Here is a 16,710-nt window from a genome sequence, read left to right on the forward strand (position 1 = left end):
CCGTGTGTGTCCGGATCGTGTTGGGTGCTAGTGATGTGTGCAAACGTTTGCACCATGTGCAGAACAACCTAAACTGCAGCTGAGCGTCAGGTCAATAGCGCCACACCCCCAACACACCCCCGAACGTTGGACTGCCGGCGCCATTTCGTGTGGTTTTGCGGCGGCGTTGGTGGCCGCCGCGGTCGCCCCCAGTCCGTAGCCCCAGTCTCCTCTACCCGCGGTGGTGGGCGACGTCGTTGACACAGCGAACCACACCGAATTCACCGAAGTAGTCCACGACAGAGATGCTGGCAAGATCCAAAAACAGGTGCTTGAACAGTTCGGCGTTCGCGCCGAGAGCCTGGCGGACCATGGATTTGATCGGGGTCATGTGGGTCACCACCAGCACGTTCTGGCCCTCGTAGCGCTCCTGAATTTTCAGTCGGGCGCGGGTGACGCGGCGGTGGAAGGCTGTCAGCGACTCACCGGCAGGGGGCGCGTTGTTTGGCGATTCCTGCCACGTCGCATACGTCTCCTCCCCCTTCGCAATCGCCTCGTCGCGGGTCAGGCCCTCGTAGTCGCCGAAGTCGAGCTCGCGGAAGCCCTCGTCAGTACGAACTTCAAGGCCAAGCACCTCGGCGGCGAACTGCGCGGTTTGCTGAGCGCGCGCTTGCGGGGAGGCAACGATGGCGTCGATGCGCCCGAACGTGCGCAGCGCCTCGGCGGCACGCTTCGCCTGGTCACGGCCGATATCGGTGAGGTCCGGGTTAGAAACGCCGGAAAAACGCATCTCAGCCGAGTGTTGCGTCTGCCCGTGCCGCAGCAGAATGAACCGCGTTCGCGGTTCGGAGTTTCCAGCCCAGTGGCCAGCGGCATCGCGCTTTTTCTTTTCGACGACCGGCCCCTCCGCCGGCTTCTCCTCTTGGGCCGAAGCCTTGCCACCGCCGCCCCACACGCCGGTGCCCTTCACAATCCCCGGCTTGTCGCCACGCGCGGCCGCGTCCATGGCCACGTTGGACAACTCGTCGGCCTTCTTGTTCTTGGCGCGCGGAACCCAGGTGTAGGTGACCTTCTCAAAGGAGGAGGCGAGGTCGCGAGCTTCCCGGGCGAGTTGTTGCATGTCCGGGTGTTTGATTTTCCACCGGCCGTTCATTTGCTCGACAACGAGCTTGGAGTCCATGAATACATCCACCCGCGTGGCGCCGACCTCGCGGCACGCCTCCAGCCCGCGGATCAGTCCGTAGTATTCGGCGACGTTGTTGGTGGACTTTTTGCCCACCACATACGCGATCTCACCGAGGGTTTCGCCGTCGGCGTCGTAGACCACGGAGCCGGATCCGGCGACCCCCGGGTTTCCGCGGGAGCCGCCGTCGCAGTACATCTTGACCTGCATTTACACCTCGTCGGTGGCCGGGTTCACGCGCACCAGCAGGGTGCCGCAGTTCGGACAGGCCGGCAGGGTGTCCTCCGGCTCGGCGAGTACTTCGGCGCGCTCGGACGGCGGGAGTTGGATGAAGCAGCCGCCGCAGGCGCGGCCGTTGAACTTGGCGGCGCCGATGTCGTCGTACGCCTTCAGCACGTCCTCCGGCAGGCGGGAACGCAGCGCGTCGGTGTCCACCGCTTCTTCTTCCGGCAACGCATCGACGGCGCGCTGGGCGGCCTCGACCTTGCGGTTGAGTTCATCGACGCGGGCGGCGTGAATGTCGCGGTTGTTGCGCAGCGCAGCGATCTCGTTGTGGGCTTCCTTGAGTTCGTAGAGCAGGTCCGCGATGCGCGACTTCGCGGCGTAGCGGTCGTGCTCCAGGTCCTTGCGACGCTCCGGGTCGGTCTCTGCGCTGAGCTGGCGTTTGTCGTCGAGTTCGCGCTTCTTCAGTTTCCGCTCGTCTTCCTGGATGCGCAGGATTTCCAGTTCCATGTCATCCACGGCCAGTTGGGCGGAGGCGGAAGCCTCGGTCATGCGCGTGCGTTCGTCGAGAAGCTTCTGCAATTCTTGCTCTTCGGGACGAACGCGCGTCTGGCCCTTGGTGGCGTCGGCGAGCGCGAGCTCCAGGAGGACGGGTTGCAGGTCTTGGGATAGGTGCATCAGTACTCCTTTAGTTCGCGGGGTGCGCGGACACGGTCCAGGGATCCGTGCGGATGTGCAGGATCTCGGTGTCCACGCCTAGAGGGGCCACGATACTCTCTGCCTGCTCGGTCCAGGGAAACTCGCTGGCCCAGTGGGCGGTATCGATCACGGCAGGCCCACCAGCGCGCAGGTGCTCGTCGACCGGGTGGTGGCGCAAATCGGAGGTGACATACACGTCTACACCGAGTTTGGACACATCCGAAAGGAACGAGTCGCCGGAGCCGGAGGACACCGCGACCTTTTGCACGATCTGGTCCGGATCGCCGGCGGCGCGCACGCCCCAGGCGGTCTCCGGCAGGGCGTTGGCCACCTGTTGGGTGAACTCGCGCAGGGTCATCGGCTCCGGGAGCGTGCCGATGCGCCCGAGGCCCGTCGCGTTGTCCAGATCCGCGGTGTGCTCCACCTGCACGATGTCGAACGCCGGCTCCTCGTACGGATGGTGCGCGCGCAGCGTATCGACGAGACCACGCCGCAACCTCGCCGGCGCCACAAACTCCACCCGTAGCTCCCGGGCGGTGTAGTGCTCGCCGACCGTGCCGTCGGTGGGGTCCGCGCCCTCGACCGGGGTGAACTCGCCGGTGCCCTCGGTGGTGAAGGCGCACTCGCGGTAGTTGCCAATCTCGCCCGCGCCGGCCTCGAACAGGGCACGCTTCAACGCATCGGCATCCGCTGGCGGGACGTGGACGCCCCAGCGGTCGGTGGCGTTAAGAAGCACTGGCTTGATCGGACGGCCGGGTTCGATGCCGACGAGTTCGGCGAGTTTGTCCGACACACCCGGGCGCGCCGAATCGGCGTTCGTGTGCGCGGCGAACAGCGCGCAGCCGCCAGCCAGCAACGTGTGGATAACCTTGCCCTTCGGGGTATTCGCCGCCACCGAATGCACACCACGCAGCAGCAACGGGTGGTGCACAACGAGCAACTGCGCACCCTGCGCCACGGCCCGTTCGGCGACCTCCAGCGTGCAATCCAACGCGAACGCAACCTTGGTCACCTCAGCATCCGGATCACCGCAAACCAGGCCAACCTGGTCCCAACTTTCCGCCAACGCCGGCGGGTAGGCAGCCTCGAGGGCATCAACAACGTCTTGCACAGTCACAGCAGTCATGGCAGCCAGCCTACAAATTTGGAACAGTGGTGAGGTGTGAACACCACATTGCTTTTCGACGTCGACGGCACCCTCATCGACTCATTCCCCGGCATCCGCCACGGATTCCTCCTCGGATTAGAGGCCGTGGGCTGGGATAAACCGGACGAGGAGTTCATCAAACGCATCCCCGGGCCACCGATGCCGGAATCGATGCGCGCGCTCGGCATGTCGCCTGACCAGGTCGAACAAGCCATGCAGGCCTACTCCGCCTACATGTCCACCGAAGGCTGGCAACGCTTCGAGGTTTTCGACGGCATGGCCGACCTGCTGGCCAGGTTGAAGGGGGAAGGTTTTGGGGTGTGCACGGCGACGTCGAAAAGCGAACGCTTCGCGCGAGCCGCCCTCGAGCGCGCAGGGATGCTCGAACACATCGACTTTTTGGGCGCTGCATCTAACGACGGCGTACGCGCCAAGAAGGCCGACGTGATCCGGTACGTGCTGGACAACGTCGCGCCAAAACGTCCCCTGATGATTGGGGATCGCACCCACGACTTCACCGGCGCCACCACCTTCGACATCCCGAGTGTTGCCGTGACCTGGGGTTACGGTGCCACACCCGAATGGGACGAGGCGACCTACGTAGCATCGGACGCGACCGAGTTGGAAAGGATCATCCGTGCTGCATATTGATTTCGTCTGCACCGGCAACATCTGCCGCTCCCCGATGGCCGAGGTCATCGTGCGCTCCAAATTGGAGGACGCGGGACTGGGCGATGCGGTGCGCGTGTCGTCGTCAGGCATCGGCGACTGGCACGTCGGCCACAAAGCCGACGAACGCGCCCGGCGCGAACTGGCCAACCACGGCTACGACGGCGAAGCCCACCGCGCCCAACAGTTTGGCTACGAGCAGGAGCAAGCCGACCTGATCGTCGCGCTGGACACCAACCACGTGTCGGAGTTGGTCGTGCGCGGCGTGCCCGAAGACAAGGTCCGTCTGCTGCGCTCCTTCGACCCCGCCGCACCTGAGGGCGCTGGCGTTGCCGACCCGTACTACGGCGGGCCCGAGGGCTTCACCGTGGTGCGCGAGCAGATCGAAGCCGCCGCCGACGGCATTATCCGCTGGGTGCGCGATCAGCTAGGCTAAGTGGGCGTGAATGCCAACAAGTCCTCCCAAAAGCCGTGGTGGCGCCAACTGCTCAACCCCGGCTGGATCATCGCGGCGATCGTCGTCGGCATTTTCTCCTACTTTGCCTTCACGTTCCTCGCGCCCTGGCAACTCGGCAAGAACGAACAGTTAGTCGAACGCAACGAACACATCTCCGCGGCGTTCGACCACGATCCCGAACCGCTGGTGGACCGCCTGCCCGGCACCACGCTCGCCCCCGCCGACGAATGGTCACGTGTGGTCGCCACCGGCCACTACACGGGCAACGACGTGTTGCTTCGCCTGCGTTCCGTCGACCGCACCCCTGCGTTCCAGGTGCTCACGCCGTTCACGCTTGACGACGGCCGCACCATCCTTGTCAACCGCGGCTGGGTCCCCGCCGAAGGCTCCACCGGTGTGCCGGACATCGACGCAGCACCTACCGGCGACGTCACCATCACTGGCATGCTGCGCGCCGCCGAAGCGACCCACCCGACCGCGCCCATCCACGACCAGGGCTTCGACATGGTCCACTCCATCAACCCCACCCAGGTTGGGGAGCTGACCGGAGTCGACGCGGGGGCGGACATGGTCGAGCCGTACCTCCAACTACTCTCAGACCAACCCGGCACCCTCACCGCCATCCCCCTGCCCCAACTCGAAACCGGCAACCACCTTTCCTACGGCCTCCAGTGGATCCTGTTCGGCGTCGCCGCCCCCGGCGCCCTGCTCTACTTCCTGTTCTCCGAAAGCCGCGAACGCCGCCGCTACGTCGAGGAGCAGAAGCAACTGCTTAACGACGACACCGTGGCCGGCAGCGGCCCCGAGCCTTCCCCTGTCCCCGGCGAAGAAACCGCCCCGGCGCCGTCCGCTCAGACCCCGACTGCGGCTCCTACGCGTTCCCGCCAGCGCTACGGTTCTTCCCGCACCAACCCGTGGGCCAAGGCTTACGATAAGGAACAAGAACGCTAACTCTGTCCCATGGTCTCTGAAGGGGTTTTGATGTCGCTCGATTCCGTCCTCCGCACCCTCGCCGACGCCTTCGTCGTCCCCGCCTCGGGCGTCGAACCTGCCGATATTGAAGACGCCGCCTTCGACCACGCCGTCGCCTTCGCCAACCGCCCCTTCGCAACCTTGTCGCTTCTCACCGACCCCGAAGGCCAGCCCCTTTTCGCCCTGTCCGACGGCGGTACTTTGCCAGCCCGCGCCGGCTTAGCCTGCGCCGCGCTTGGCCACTCTCTCCACGACATCTCCATCGTCCCCGACTCCCCCACCGCCACCACCGGCTCCGCTCGGGTGCAGTTCTCCGAATGGGACGTCGCAGACGTGGAGTTCGACGGCAACACCCCGGCGTTCGAACTGGGCATCCTCGCCGCCATCGAGAACCGATCGCTCTAGGTACCGGTTCGGGTTAAGCGACAAAATGTGTGTCTGGATTCGTCGATTTGTTTGAGATGATCGGGGGTTTTCCTGAAAGTATATGCTCCTGGGGCTTATATCCGCGCCATGGTGACGAAAAACCGGGGGGTGTTCCTATATAGGTTGTCAACTCCGTGGGTGAGGTTGTTGGGGGTATGAAGGGCTTCTGCTTCGCCGTGTGAATGTTGTTTTCGGGCATCTCGAGGAGCCGATTGGGCTTGCTGCTCAATCGGCTTGGATGGGAGCTGTTGGTTCTAAGCTGCTGTGACCTCTTGGACTGTGGAGATGTCTCGGTAGAGCTCGCCGCTACGCATCATGGCGAAGAGAACGTTTAGGCGTCGGCGTGCGAGTGCGACAACTGCGGCGTTGTGTCTTTTGCCTTCTTTGCGTTTTCGTTCATAGAATTGTCGGGAACGCTCGTGGAATCTGATCGATGCAAAAGACGATTGCCATAGGGCGTTCTTTAATTTTTTGTTGCCAGCCCGGTTGGGCGAATTCGACATGATGGACGTTCCCGACTGATTCGTCCGCGGTGATAGGCCTGCATAGGACGCTAGGTGCGCTGCATCGGGGAAGTCGGACATATCGCCAACGGTCATGAGGATCTGCGCGGCGCTACGCGGACCGATGCCGGGCATGGATAAAAGAATCTCGGTGTGAGGAATGTCCTGGATGAGCTTGAGCACCTGCGCCTCGATTTCTTTACGATGCTCGAGTTTGGCCAATGCATCTTTGGCGGACATTGCTACGCCAAGTTCGGCGTATTCTGCCCCGGCAATGGACACGGTCTGCCCGTGGATGGCAGCAAGCATGGCATCGATGACAGGCTCAGGATTGCGCGCCCTGTGACTGCGCGCAAAGGCTGCCAGACGTGCTCTACCGACGCGTCGAATCTTGGTGGGGCCACCGTATTTGGCAAGTAGGTGGAGGATCCACTTGCGATGAATCACCTGTCCGCGCAGAACATGTTCGAATGCAGGATAGGTTCCCACGAGCGCGGATCGCATCTGGTTAATCAGGCGTGTGTAGGCCCGGGCGAGATCTTCGTCAATACCGTTGAGCACTTTCAGCTGGATAAAGACTTCCTCAACGCGGTCGACGCTGCGCAAGGCATCCGGAAGTTTAAGACCGGCATGGGCGATGACGTAGGCGTCGCGCACATCGGTCTTGGAGTTGCCGACGTGGATGCGAGAGAGCTGCCGCATCGCAAGCCCCGGTAGATAGCGAACGTCGGCCCCCATGTCTTGGGCGACTGCGACGGTTAACCGGCCGATGTTGTTGGGTTGATCGACAATGACAAGAACCGAAGCGTCATCGGCGAGAAATTTGCCGAAGAGCTTGCGTAGTGAGCCTTCATGCTGGTTGATGCGTTCGGACAGGACTTGTCTGCCTTGGAAATCGAGGACGCAGGCGTGGTGGAAGTATTTGCCGACGTCCACGCCAATGACGAAGTCATAGGCCATGGGTGTGTGCCTCCTAGCGATGAATGAGAAGTTGGATTATTTATGCTTCATCGCTGGGGTTGGTCGGACATACTTGCACTGGCATCCACATTACTGTGAGACCTCATACCACCTGGGCTGGGTCAAGTTCCTATTAGCAGTTTGAGTATGTCACTGTCTTCGGCGACATCACCCCCCGGATCATTTTCAGACAGGGACAGGAATAAGCCATACCGAAGCCAGCGACTAGTTCCACTGTTCTTGCGAACGGAGGGAACGGAAGTAAACATAACCCGCCCAATCGGGTGGACGGCCTATGAATCTTCGGTGCCCTGGGGTGGAACTGCTAACAACGTAATGTCGACCGCACCCCTGCGTTCCAGGTGCTCACGCCGTTCACGCTTGACGACGGCCGCACCATCCTTGTCAACCGCGGCTGGGTCCCCGCCGAAGGCTCCACCGGTGTGCCGGACATCGACGCAGCACCTACCGGCGACGTCACCATCACTGGCATGCTGCGCGCCGCCGAAGCGACCCACCCGACCGCGCCCATCCACGACCAGGGCTTCGACATGGTCCACTCCATCAACCCCACCCAGGTTGGGGAGCTGACCGGAGTCGACGCGGGGGCGGACATGGTCGAGCCGTACCTCCAACTACTCTCAGACCAACCCGGCACCCTCACCGCCATCCCCCTGCCCCAACTCGAAACCGGCAACCACCTTTCCTACGGCCTCCAGTGGATCCTGTTCGGCGTCGCCGCCCCCGGCGCCCTGCTCTACTTCCTGTTCTCCGAAAGCCGCGAACGCCGCCGCTACGTCGAGGAGCAGAAGCAACTGCTTAACGACGACACCGTGGCCGGCAGCGGCCCCGAGCCTTCCCCTGTCCCCGGCGAAGAAACCGCCCCGGCGCCGTCCGCTCAGACCCCGACTGCGGCTCCTACGCGTTCCCGCCAGCGCTACGGTTCTTCCCGCACCAACCCGTGGGCCAAGGCTTACGATAAGGAACAAGAACGCTAACTCTGTCCCATGGTCTCTGAAGGGGTTTTGATGTCGCTCGATTCCGTCCTCCGCACCCTCGCCGACGCCTTCGTCGTCCCCGCCTCGGGCGTCGAACCTGCCGATATTGAAGACGCCGCCTTCGACCACGCCGTCGCCTTCGCCAACCGCCCCTTCGCAACCTTGTCGCTTCTCACCGACCCCGAAGGCCAGCCCCTTTTCGCCCTGTCCGACGGCGGTACTTTGCCAGCCCGCGCCGGCTTAGCCTGCGCCGCGCTTGGCCACTCTCTCCACGACATCTCCATCGTCCCCGACTCCCCCACCGCCACCACCGGCTCCGCTCGGGTGCAGTTCTCCGAATGGGACGTCGCAGACGTGGAGTTCGACGGCAACACCCCGGCGTTCGAACTGGGCATCCTCGCCGCCATCGAGAACCGATCGCTCTAGGTACCGGTTCGGGTTAAGCGACAAAATGTGTGTCTGGATTCGTCGATTTGTTTGAGATGATCGGGGGTTTTCCTGAAAGTATATGCTCCTGGGGCTTATATCCGCGCCATGGTGACGAAAAACCGGGGGGTGACAGCAGTGTGTGGTAGGGGCTGGTGTTGGCTTGATCAATGCCGAAGAACAGACCACGCTGCCAATGCGGTGGGGAAATGAAACGCAACGGTAAGACCTCCGCCAACCGCAGCCGGTGACGGTGCAAAATGTGCGGCGCTTCCACCACCAAGCAGCTCCCCGATATCACCAACTCCGCTGCCTTCGCAGCATTTATCACCCACCTCACAACCGGTGCGAGCTTGGAAACCGCTGCCGCCGGAGCAGGATGTCATCCGCGTACGCTGCAACACCGGTTTGAACACTTCTGGCTAGTTGATGTCCCCGATCCCACGATCGGGCACGAAGGCTGGGTCTACGACCAGGTCTTTCTTGACGGCACCTACACCGCCGGCGGATGCTTGATTGTTGCTGCCACCTTGGATCACGTCATCGCTTGGCACTGGTGCACACGTGAAACCACCCGCGACTACCAACGACTGCTCGAACGTATCCCCGCGCCCCTGATCCCTGTCATTGACGGCGGCCAAGGCGCTGCCAGCGCAATCAAGGCATGCTGGCCCACAACGAAAGTGCAGCGCTGCCTCGTCCACGCCCAACGCGTGGTGCGCCGGCACACCACCGCACGTCCCCGCACCGATGCAGGACGAGCGATTTACCAGATCGCGCTCAACCTCACGAAGATCACCGATCTTGACGAGGCGGCCGCGTGGGGTGCGCAACTGCACGAATACGGCACTATCTACCGTGACTGGATGAACCAGAAAACGTTCACAACCGACCCGGCGACACGGCAACGCGCCTGGTCATGGACTCATGAACGCACCCGCAAGGCCTACAACAGCCTCAACCACCTATGGCGGGGCAACTTACTGTTGGTCTACCTCGCCCCACCCGACGGTGTGCTCGACGCCAGCCGGATCAAAGCCACCAAACAGCCGGAAGGCGGAATCAACGCCCAGTTGAAACTGCTGGCCCGCACCCACCGGGGAAGATCCGGGAACATCAACGCCGCATGTTGGATTGGTGGCTCTACCTAAAAACGGAACTGCCTGACGACCCCGTTGAGATCGCCGGGCAGCCCAACTGGGGTCAGGACTAACTGGCCAAAGTATCCACCCTGACCCGAAACGAGAACCAAGCCGACCACGAAACTTCGACGACCAGCCTTCTACGAGGGCGCTATCGACACCAACTACACCCACTCAATCGGCATCCAAAAAGGCCACATCTAACCCTCGCGACACGCCGAGCTAGACACCCTTTTTGACCCTTAACGCTCAAATAGTAGTTATAGAATAGCGGCTCACGCAGGAAGCAAGAATTTGAATATACTAGTCTCTGTCTCGTTCACGGTATCTCACCAAGACTACGTACAAAATGCCCGCTAGAGCACCTGTAATCGATAAAATGGGACCTACGGACAAAATCGGATTAGACCACGCAGAAAGTGCTACCTGAATAATACTCAGGATAACACCTATAGCGATAATGATACCGATGACAACACGTAGCAAGCGCATTTATACCTACTGTGACCAGCAAATTCCACCAGGGAAAAGTCTAATTCCTCGATTCCACGAACCGCAGATGCCTAAAATGCCAGATTCCGCCGCTAAGACTCCAGCAATAGCGCCAGCAAGAAACCCGCCTACACCTGTTTCTGCAGTAATTAACGCAGCTAACGCGGCAACACCAGCGCCAGCGGCGTACGCATTCTGGAGTGCAGATGCCGCGCAGCTATTTAGCAAGATACCGGGATGGTAGCTTTTGGAACCCATTCCGTCCTTGACATGCATCGTAAAACTGAATAGCCGGTTCGATAGCATCCGCTTCGCGTTCAAGAATCGCTAGGTCTGATTCGTCCGCGTCAACATTCCAGCCTTGCGCAAGAAGAGTTCCTGAGAACTCATTCAGTACACCGGAATCCACGTCTGGATCCGACTGAGCTGCTCGATAATCAAACCGTGCATGTTCAAAATCAACATACCTGTCCATCGCCCTAAAAGATGCCTCTTCAGCCACGGTGAGGTTCGAATCCTCGGCAAATAACATCTGCGCCTCGGCGACGTCAATTGGCTTTGCCGTTACCGTCGTAGGGGAGGAGATTCCTAGCGCCGATACCGAAAGTGCAACTGCCAATGCCCTTCTAAAGAGTAGGCGCATTCCTAACCTCTTTCTAAGAATATTCTGCGAGAGCTTGCTCTGTCGAGATGTCCTGTGAGCTCTTGCTCACTTAAGACGCCTTGTGAGATGACGGTAACATATTCTTTCGCCCAATGAACGGCAGAGCATTAATGAGAATGTCACGCCGATAGCAGACACACATTTTGAGCCTTAACCCCAGCCTGCGGACTCACACCAAGCTACGAAAAGGCCCCTCCGAAGAGGGGCCTTGACCTGGTGCGCCATGACGGGCTCGAACCGCCGACCTACTGGGTGTAAACCAGTTGCTCTTCCAGCTGAGCTAACGGCGCGCTGCCCGGTAACACTACCAAAGCACGACCGAAAAAGGAAAACCTGCAGGCTAAGCGCCAAAAACTACCGTTTCGAGGCGGCGAGGCAAGAGCCCTGCCAGTCACCGAAGCGGTCGGCCTTGGTCTGCAGCAGACCGGCCAACTGGGCAGACTCTGCGATCAAGCCCGGGGCGACAACGCCTGGGAAGCCGGCGCCGGGAGTCATCAGCCAGATGCGGCCGCCGGAACCGAGGTTGCGGGTGGCGTCGACGAGTTCATCGACAAGGTCACCGTCGCCTTCACGGAACCAAAGGAGGACGAGGTCGCAGGGTTCGAGGGTGTCGTCGTCAAGAAGCATTGCTCCGATGGCATCCTCGATGGCTTCCGAGATGGACGAATCCGCATCCTCGCCCCAGCCGATCTCCTGAACGACAAGGTCGGGGCCAACCCCAAAACGGTCGGCGTAGGTGTCCACTCCTGTGGCACTCAAGTGTCTAAATCCTCCAGTTGTAGTTGTACGAATGCACGACAGCATACCGCCCCACCGTGCTCAATGGCGACAAACCAACAATTAGTCTCACCAAAAGCCATCCGATGTAAGAACTAGCGACCAAAAGAACGTATCCTTGTCGGTGTATTGCCCCGATGAACCCAGGAGGTTGAAGTGGCCGAAAAGGACACCGAGATGATCGATGGTCGCGTGAAGAACGCTTCTGACGTCGATACGAATATCCTGTCGCTGCGCGAAGGCGTAGCTTCCTACCTGCATGACGCGGACCCGGAGGAAACCCAAGAGTGGATGGACTCCCTCGACGGCCTGCTCGAGGAGTCCGACCCGGAGCGCGCCCGCTACCTCATGCTTCGCCTCATTGAGCGCGCCAACGCCAAGCGCGTACCGCTGCCGGCGCTGTCCTCCACCGACCTGGTGAACACCATCCCAACCAAACTCGAGCCAGAATTCCCTGGCGACGAGAAAATTGAGAAGCGCTACCGCCGCTGGATGCGCTGGAACGCCGCCGTCATGGTGCACCGCGCACAGCGCCCGGGCATCGGCGTCGGCGGCCACATCTCCACCTACGCCTCCGCGGCAGCCCTCTACGAAGTTGGCTTCAACCACTTCTTCAAGGGCAAGGACGCACCACAGGGCGGCGACCAGATCTTCTTCCAGGGCCACGCCTCCCCAGGCATGTACGCCCGCGCCTTCCTCGAAGGCCGCCTTTCCGAAGACGATCTGGACGGCTTCCGCCAGGAACACTCCCGCAAGCAGGGCGGCCTGCCGTCCTACCCGCACCCGCACGGCATGCCGGAATTCTGGGAGTTCCCAACCGTGTCCATGGGCCTTGGCCCAATGAACGCCATCTACCAGGCACGCTTTAACAAGTACCTGCAGGACCGCGGCATCAAGGACACCGACCAGCAGCACGTCTGGGCGTTCCTTGGCGACGGCGAAATGGACGAGCCCGAATCCCGCGGCCTCATCCAGATGGCTTCCCTCTACGGTCTGGACAACCTCACCTTCGTGATCAACTGCAACCTGCAGCGTCTCGACGGCCCAGTGCGCGGCAACGGCCAAATCATCCAAGAACTGGAGAGCTTCTTCGTCGGTGCCGGCTGGAACGTCATCAAGGTCGTCTGGGGCCGCGAGTGGGACGAACTGCTGGAAAAGGATGAGGACGGCGCACTCGTCCACATCATGAACACCACCAAGGACGGCGACTACCAGACCTTCAAGGCCAACGACGGCGCCTACGTCCGCGAACACTTCTTCGGCCGCGACGAGCGCACCAAGAAGCTCGTCGAAGACATGACCGACGAAGAGATCTGGAACCTGCGCCGCGGCGGCCACGACTACCGCAAGGTCTACGCCGCCTACAAGCGCGCCTTGGAGACCAAGGGCAAGCCGACCGTCATCCTCGCCCACACCGTCAAGGGCTACGGCCTCGGCCACAACTTCGAGGGCCGCAACGCAACCCACCAGATGAAGAAGCTGGCCCTGGAAGACCTGAAGCTCTTCCGCGACAAGCAGCAGATCCCGATTTCCGACGAAGAACTGGAAAAGGATCCGTACCTGCCGCCGTACTACCACCCGGGCGAGGACGCCGAGGAGATCAAGTACCTCAAGGCACGCCGCGAGGAACTCGGCGGCTACCTGCCGGAGCGTCGGGAGCAGTACACCCCACTCGAGCAGCCTGACTTTGAAAAGACCTTCAAGGCCCTGTTCAAGGACTCCGGCAAGCAGGAAGTCGCCTCCACCATGGCGCTCGTGCGCACGTTCAAGGCGATCATGCGCGACAAGGAGATCGGCAAGCGCATCGTCCCGATCATCCCGGACGAGGCCCGTACCTTCGGCCTCGACTCCTGGTTCCCGACCCAGAAAATCTACAACCCGCACGGCCAGAACTACGTGCCGGTCGACCACGACCTGCAGCTGTCCTACCGCGAGTCCACCGATGGCCAGATCCTGCACGAAGGCATCAACGAGGACGGCTCCTCCGCATCCTTCATCGCAGCAGCAACGTCGTACGCCACCCACGGCGAGCCGATGATCCCGATGTACATCTTCTACTCGATGTTCGGCTTCCAGCGCACCGGCGACAACTTCTGGGCCGCCGGCGACCAGATGGGCCGCGGCTTCATCGTCGGCGCAACCGCCGGCCGCACCACCCTCTTCGGAGAGGGCCTGCAGCACATGGACGGCCACTCCCCGATCCTGGCATCCACCAACCCGGCCGTCATCCCGTACGACCCGGCGTTCGCCTACGAGATGCCATACATCATCTCCAAGGGCATCGAGCGCATGTACGGCCAGGGCGCGGACAAGGACGAGGACGTGATGTACTACATCACCGTCTACAACCAGCCGCACCACCAGCCGGCACGCCCGGACAACCTCGACGTTGAGGGCCTGCACAAGGGCATCTACCTTTACGACGAAGGCAAGGACCTCGAGCACAAGGTCTCCCTGCTCGCCTCCGGCGTGGGTATGCAGCAGGCACTGCGCGCCCAGGAGATCCTGCAGGAGAAGTACAACGTCGGCGCCGCGATCTACTCCGTCACCTCCTGGACCGAACTCGCCCGTGAGGGTCAGCGCAAGGCTGCCGAGCAGCTCCGCAACCCGGGCGAAGAGGTTGAAGAGGCATTTGCGACCAAGCAGCTCAAGCAGACCGAAGGCCCGTACATCGCGACCTCCGATTTCGCTTCCGACCTGCAGGAGCAGATCCGCGCCTACGTGCCGGGCCAGTACATCGTGCTGGGTGCCGACGGCTTCGGTTTCGCCGACACCCGCGAAGCTGCCCGCCGCTACTTCAACATCGACGCCGAGTCCATGGCCGTCGCCGCCCTGATGGGCCTGGCCAACGAAGGCAAGATCGATCGTGATGTTGCAGCGAAGGCTGCCAAGGATCTGAAGATCGACGATCCGACCGCCGCGAAGCCGGCCCTCGACTCCGACGACGAGGGACCGGAGAACGCCGCAGAGTAGTTCTGTGACCCCCCAACCGCCCCGGCCGTGTTTGAACCGGCCGGGGCGGTTTCCGTTGTGTGGGGTGTCTCGCTTCCTTCCGAAAATAGTTCCCCGGCCGGGAACTTTCTTCGGTTTCGGGGCTTTCCACGGCTATGTTTCCCCAGGTCGTCGATTTTGCGAGCCGCGCGGATCCAAAATTGTTCCACGAATCGGCGCGGACCCGGGAACTATTTTGGCCAGGAGCAGATCCTCCTGACAGATTTCACATCGACGCCAAACCCAAAACCCACTGACCTGCACCGATACCCCACGCTGACAGATTCTGCCGGAATGTGTCAGGAATGCCGTGCCGGCTGCGGCTCCCCTACCCCCGCGCCAGGGCGATGACGCGCTCGATGGCGGCGGTGACGGCGTCGGGGTCGTCGAGAGGCGGCATGTGCCCTGACTCGGGCAGGATTTGGAAGTAGGCGCCTGGCCAGATTGCGGCGAGTTCGGCGGATTGGCTGACGGGGGCGACGTTGTCGCGGTCGCCGACGAGGATGTAGCCGGGGATGGTGGCCAGGACGGCGGCGGCGCCTCGTTCGGAGTGGGTTTGGAGGTCGTCGAAGAAGCCTCGATAGGTGGCGAGCGGCGTGGCTTTAATCATGCGGGCGTGGAATGTGATCAGGGACCACGGTACGGGCCGGAAGTAGAACCAGCGCGCGAGGATGGGGGCGATCATGTCGGTGACCAGGCGTCGGATGCCTTCGGCGGCGTGCGGCAGCCTATCCACAAACCAGCCGAGCGACCGGCCGAATCCCCCGCCGAGGAGACGTGGTAGGCCGCGGGCGGTGAAGGGGTCGACGGTGCTGGAGATTTGTACGGAGCCGACCCAGTTGAAGCGGTGGCGGCGCATGAGGGACAGGGAGATCGGCCCGCCGAGGGAGTGTCCGACGGTGATGAGGGGGTCGTCGATACCGAGGTGGCTCAGGACGGCGGCGATGTCGTCGGCGGCGGCATCGATGGTGAGCAGGCTGGGGTCGGCGTAGCCGGTTTTGCCGTGGCCGCGGACGTCGACAAGGATTTGGCGCACGCCGGAAATGGCTTCGACCTGCAGTTTGTATTCGGCGGCGGCGATGTTGAAGCCGTGTGCGTAGACGACGGCCAGGCCGGCGTCGCGGGGGCCGACGTCGTAGTAGTGGATGGTGATGCCGTCGCGGTCAATCGTGCCGGTGCGCATCATAATCCGAGTTGTCCCAGGTAGGGCATGGCGGCGAAGCCGATGCCGGCGATCACGGCGAGGATGCCGAAGACCAGCGCGACTTTTTGCAGCGGCGTCGATCCAGCGGGTTCAGGAGCGGGCGTTTGCTTCTCGACGACCCCACGCCCCGTATTCGTCACCCTCGCCGTCGTCGAACGCTTCGAGCCGTCGGCGAACGTGGCAGTCACGTCGAGGTTCGTGTTGGCGTAGGAGTCCTTCGGCAGGGTCACCGTGATCGCCCCGGTTTTCTGGTCAACCGAGTCGTATTTGCCTTTGACCACCCATGTCGCGTCGGTCGGCAGGTCCAGGTGGCGGACGTTGGTCGGGGTGAGCGTTACGGTTTGGCCGGGGTCGGCCTCGACGGAGTCGTATTCCGGATCGTACAGAAACGCGTGGTCCGGGATCAGCGTGACCTCGGGGAAATAGAGGTCCGTCGAGTTGTCCGGAAAGTGCACCCGCACCGGAATCTGCTGCGTGTTCTCGCCGCGCTGCACCGGCGTATCGCCATTCAGGTTGAGGTTGACCCGGAGTTTGTCGTCCACCTTGTCCACCTGAAAGCGGTGGCGGATCGTGTTCTCCCCGGTCAGGCTCCACCGCGCCCCCTCCGGCACGTCCTTCAACTCCAGGTAAACGGGGTTGGTGTAGTAGTCGCCCGGCGGGCCGTACACGTGCGATGTCTCCGGCGCGAAGTACGGCTTGTACGTTTCCGCCATCGTTGCGGCGCCGGCGACGGGGGCGACGAGGCTGGTGATCACAACGGCTGCTGCCGGAACTGCGAGGCGGTGCATGGGCCTATCAT

Annotated in this window: 14 protein-coding genes, 1 tRNA gene and 2 pseudogenes; 8 read left to right on the forward strand and 9 right to left on the reverse strand. The window is 62.1% G+C overall.

Features of this window, described 5'->3' with window-relative positions; all coding sequences use genetic code 11:
* Positions 1–211 precede the first annotated feature (211 nt).
* From CCOY_RS08570 to CCOY_RS08580, 3 genes are read right to left on the reverse strand one after another with little or no spacing between them, the layout of a single operon-like run.
* Entirely contained in the window at positions 212–1,372 is a 1,161-nt protein-coding gene (locus tag CCOY_RS08570; protein WP_070450808.1) for a bifunctional RNase H/acid phosphatase, read from the reverse strand.
* The gene (locus CCOY_RS08575) at positions 1,373–2,062 is read right to left on the reverse strand and encodes a zinc ribbon domain-containing protein (RefSeq protein WP_070450806.1); all 690 of its coding nucleotides are present in this window, start codon (positions 2,060–2,062) and stop codon (positions 1,373–1,375) included.
* Between the two features lie 10 nt (positions 2,063–2,072).
* Positions 2,073–3,209: a Nif3-like dinuclear metal center hexameric protein gene (locus CCOY_RS08580; RefSeq protein WP_070450804.1), complete on the reverse strand. Its 1,137-nt coding sequence runs from the start codon at positions 3,207–3,209 to the stop codon at positions 2,073–2,075.
* A gap of 36 nt (positions 3,210–3,245) precedes the next feature.
* Between CCOY_RS08580 and CCOY_RS08585 the strand changes: the two genes are divergently transcribed.
* Genes CCOY_RS08585 through CCOY_RS08600 form a run of 4 tightly spaced genes read left to right on the forward strand, consistent with a single transcriptional unit; the run spans position 3,246 to position 5,733 of the window.
* Positions 3,246–3,881, forward strand: a complete 636-nt coding sequence (locus tag CCOY_RS08585) for an HAD hydrolase-like protein (RefSeq protein WP_070450802.1) — start codon at positions 3,246–3,248, stop codon at positions 3,879–3,881.
* A complete protein-coding gene (locus tag CCOY_RS08590) occupies positions 3,868–4,335 on the forward strand; it encodes a low molecular weight protein-tyrosine-phosphatase (protein ID WP_070450800.1) in 468 nt (155 codons plus the stop codon). Before CCOY_RS08585 ends, CCOY_RS08590 begins: the two co-directional genes overlap by 14 nt.
* A gap of 6 nt (positions 4,336–4,341) precedes the next feature.
* On the forward strand, positions 4,342–5,307 hold the full coding sequence (locus tag CCOY_RS08595; protein WP_244268622.1) for an SURF1 family cytochrome oxidase biogenesis protein: 966 nt from the start codon (positions 4,342–4,344) through the stop codon (positions 5,305–5,307).
* A 30-nt stretch (positions 5,308–5,337) separates the two neighbouring features.
* Positions 5,338–5,733: a hypothetical protein gene (locus CCOY_RS08600; RefSeq protein ID WP_070570161.1), complete on the forward strand. Its 396-nt coding sequence runs from the start codon at positions 5,338–5,340 to the stop codon at positions 5,731–5,733.
* Between the two features lie 275 nt (positions 5,734–6,008).
* Here the strand turns inward: CCOY_RS08600 and CCOY_RS08605 are convergent, their stop codons facing one another.
* Positions 6,009–7,217 (reverse strand): IS110 family RNA-guided transposase, encoded by a 1,209-nt coding sequence (locus CCOY_RS08605; protein ID WP_092100328.1) that lies wholly within the window; start codon positions 7,215–7,217, stop codon positions 6,009–6,011.
* A gap of 350 nt (positions 7,218–7,567) precedes the next feature.
* Here CCOY_RS08605 and CCOY_RS08610 point away from each other — a divergent pair.
* The 3 genes and pseudogenes from CCOY_RS08610 to CCOY_RS08620 form a co-directional block, all read left to right on the forward strand.
* A pseudogene (locus CCOY_RS08610) lies at positions 7,568–8,215 on the forward strand (SURF1 family protein); the annotation flags it as partial.
* 30 nt (positions 8,216–8,245) lie between these two features.
* Positions 8,246–8,641 (forward strand): hypothetical protein, encoded by a 396-nt coding sequence (locus CCOY_RS08615; RefSeq protein ID WP_070570161.1) that lies wholly within the window; start codon positions 8,246–8,248, stop codon positions 8,639–8,641.
* Positions 8,642–8,811: 170 nt separating this feature from the next.
* Positions 8,812–9,987: pseudogene (locus tag CCOY_RS08620) on the forward strand (IS1249 family transposase).
* A 505-nt stretch (positions 9,988–10,492) separates the two neighbouring features.
* On the opposite strand, the gene CCOY_RS08625 reads toward CCOY_RS08620, so the two are convergent.
* The 3 genes from CCOY_RS08625 to CCOY_RS08635 form a co-directional block, all read right to left on the reverse strand.
* On the reverse strand, positions 10,493–10,894 hold the full coding sequence (locus tag CCOY_RS08625) for a hypothetical protein (RefSeq protein ID WP_143028412.1): 402 nt from the start codon (positions 10,892–10,894) through the stop codon (positions 10,493–10,495).
* A 259-nt stretch (positions 10,895–11,153) separates the two neighbouring features.
* Positions 11,154–11,229 (reverse strand) — tRNA-Val (locus tag CCOY_RS08630).
* Between the two features lie 64 nt (positions 11,230–11,293).
* Entirely contained in the window at positions 11,294–11,698 is a 405-nt protein-coding gene (locus CCOY_RS08635; RefSeq protein ID WP_244268623.1) for a DUF3052 domain-containing protein, read from the reverse strand.
* Positions 11,699–11,893: 195 nt separating this feature from the next.
* On the opposite strand from CCOY_RS08635, the gene aceE reads away from it, so the two are divergent.
* On the forward strand, positions 11,894–14,689 hold the full coding sequence (aceE, locus tag CCOY_RS08640; RefSeq protein WP_092102764.1) for a pyruvate dehydrogenase (acetyl-transferring), homodimeric type: 2,796 nt from the start codon (positions 11,894–11,896) through the stop codon (positions 14,687–14,689).
* 346 nt (positions 14,690–15,035) lie between these two features.
* Here aceE and CCOY_RS08645 read toward each other — a convergent pair whose 3' ends face one another.
* Entirely contained in the window at positions 15,036–15,893 is an 858-nt protein-coding gene (locus tag CCOY_RS08645; protein WP_092100334.1) for an alpha/beta fold hydrolase, read from the reverse strand.
* Positions 15,890–16,699 (reverse strand): YPDG domain-containing protein, encoded by an 810-nt coding sequence (locus CCOY_RS08650; RefSeq protein ID WP_092100336.1) that lies wholly within the window; start codon positions 16,697–16,699, stop codon positions 15,890–15,892. The genes CCOY_RS08645 and CCOY_RS08650 overlap by 4 nt, the downstream gene beginning before the upstream one ends.
* Positions 16,700–16,710 lie beyond the last annotated feature (11 nt).

This window comes from Corynebacterium coyleae (assembly GCF_030408635.1).
GTDB classification, from domain to species: domain Bacteria; phylum Actinomycetota; class Actinomycetes; order Mycobacteriales; family Mycobacteriaceae; genus Corynebacterium; species Corynebacterium coyleae.

What these genes read in the sequence shown, in the direction of transcription:
- CCOY_RS08570 (WP_070450808.1), bottom strand. Translation starts at nt 1,372, where the DNA reads ATGCAGGTCAAGATGTACTGCGACGGCGGCTCCCGCGGAAACCCGGGG.
- CCOY_RS08575 (WP_070450806.1), bottom strand. Translation starts at nt 2,062, where the DNA reads ATGCACCTATCCCAAGACCTGCAACCCGTCCTCCTGGAGCTCGCGCTC.
- CCOY_RS08580 (WP_070450804.1), bottom strand. Translation starts at nt 3,209, where the DNA reads ATGACTGCTGTGACTGTGCAAGACGTTGTTGATGCCCTCGAGGCTGCC.
- CCOY_RS08600 (WP_070570161.1), top strand. Translation starts at nt 5,338, where the DNA reads ATGTCGCTCGATTCCGTCCTCCGCACCCTCGCCGACGCCTTCGTCGTC.
- CCOY_RS08605 (WP_092100328.1), bottom strand. Translation starts at nt 7,217, where the DNA reads ATGGCCTATGACTTCGTCATTGGCGTGGACGTCGGCAAATACTTCCAC.
- CCOY_RS08615 (WP_070570161.1), top strand. Translation starts at nt 8,246, where the DNA reads ATGTCGCTCGATTCCGTCCTCCGCACCCTCGCCGACGCCTTCGTCGTC.
- aceE (WP_092102764.1), top strand. Translation starts at nt 11,894, where the DNA reads ATGATCGATGGTCGCGTGAAGAACGCTTCTGACGTCGATACGAATATC.
- CCOY_RS08645 (WP_092100334.1), bottom strand. Translation starts at nt 15,893, where the DNA reads ATGATGCGCACCGGCACGATTGACCGCGACGGCATCACCATCCACTAC.
- CCOY_RS08650 (WP_092100336.1), bottom strand. Translation starts at nt 16,699, where the DNA reads ATGCACCGCCTCGCAGTTCCGGCAGCAGCCGTTGTGATCACCAGCCTC.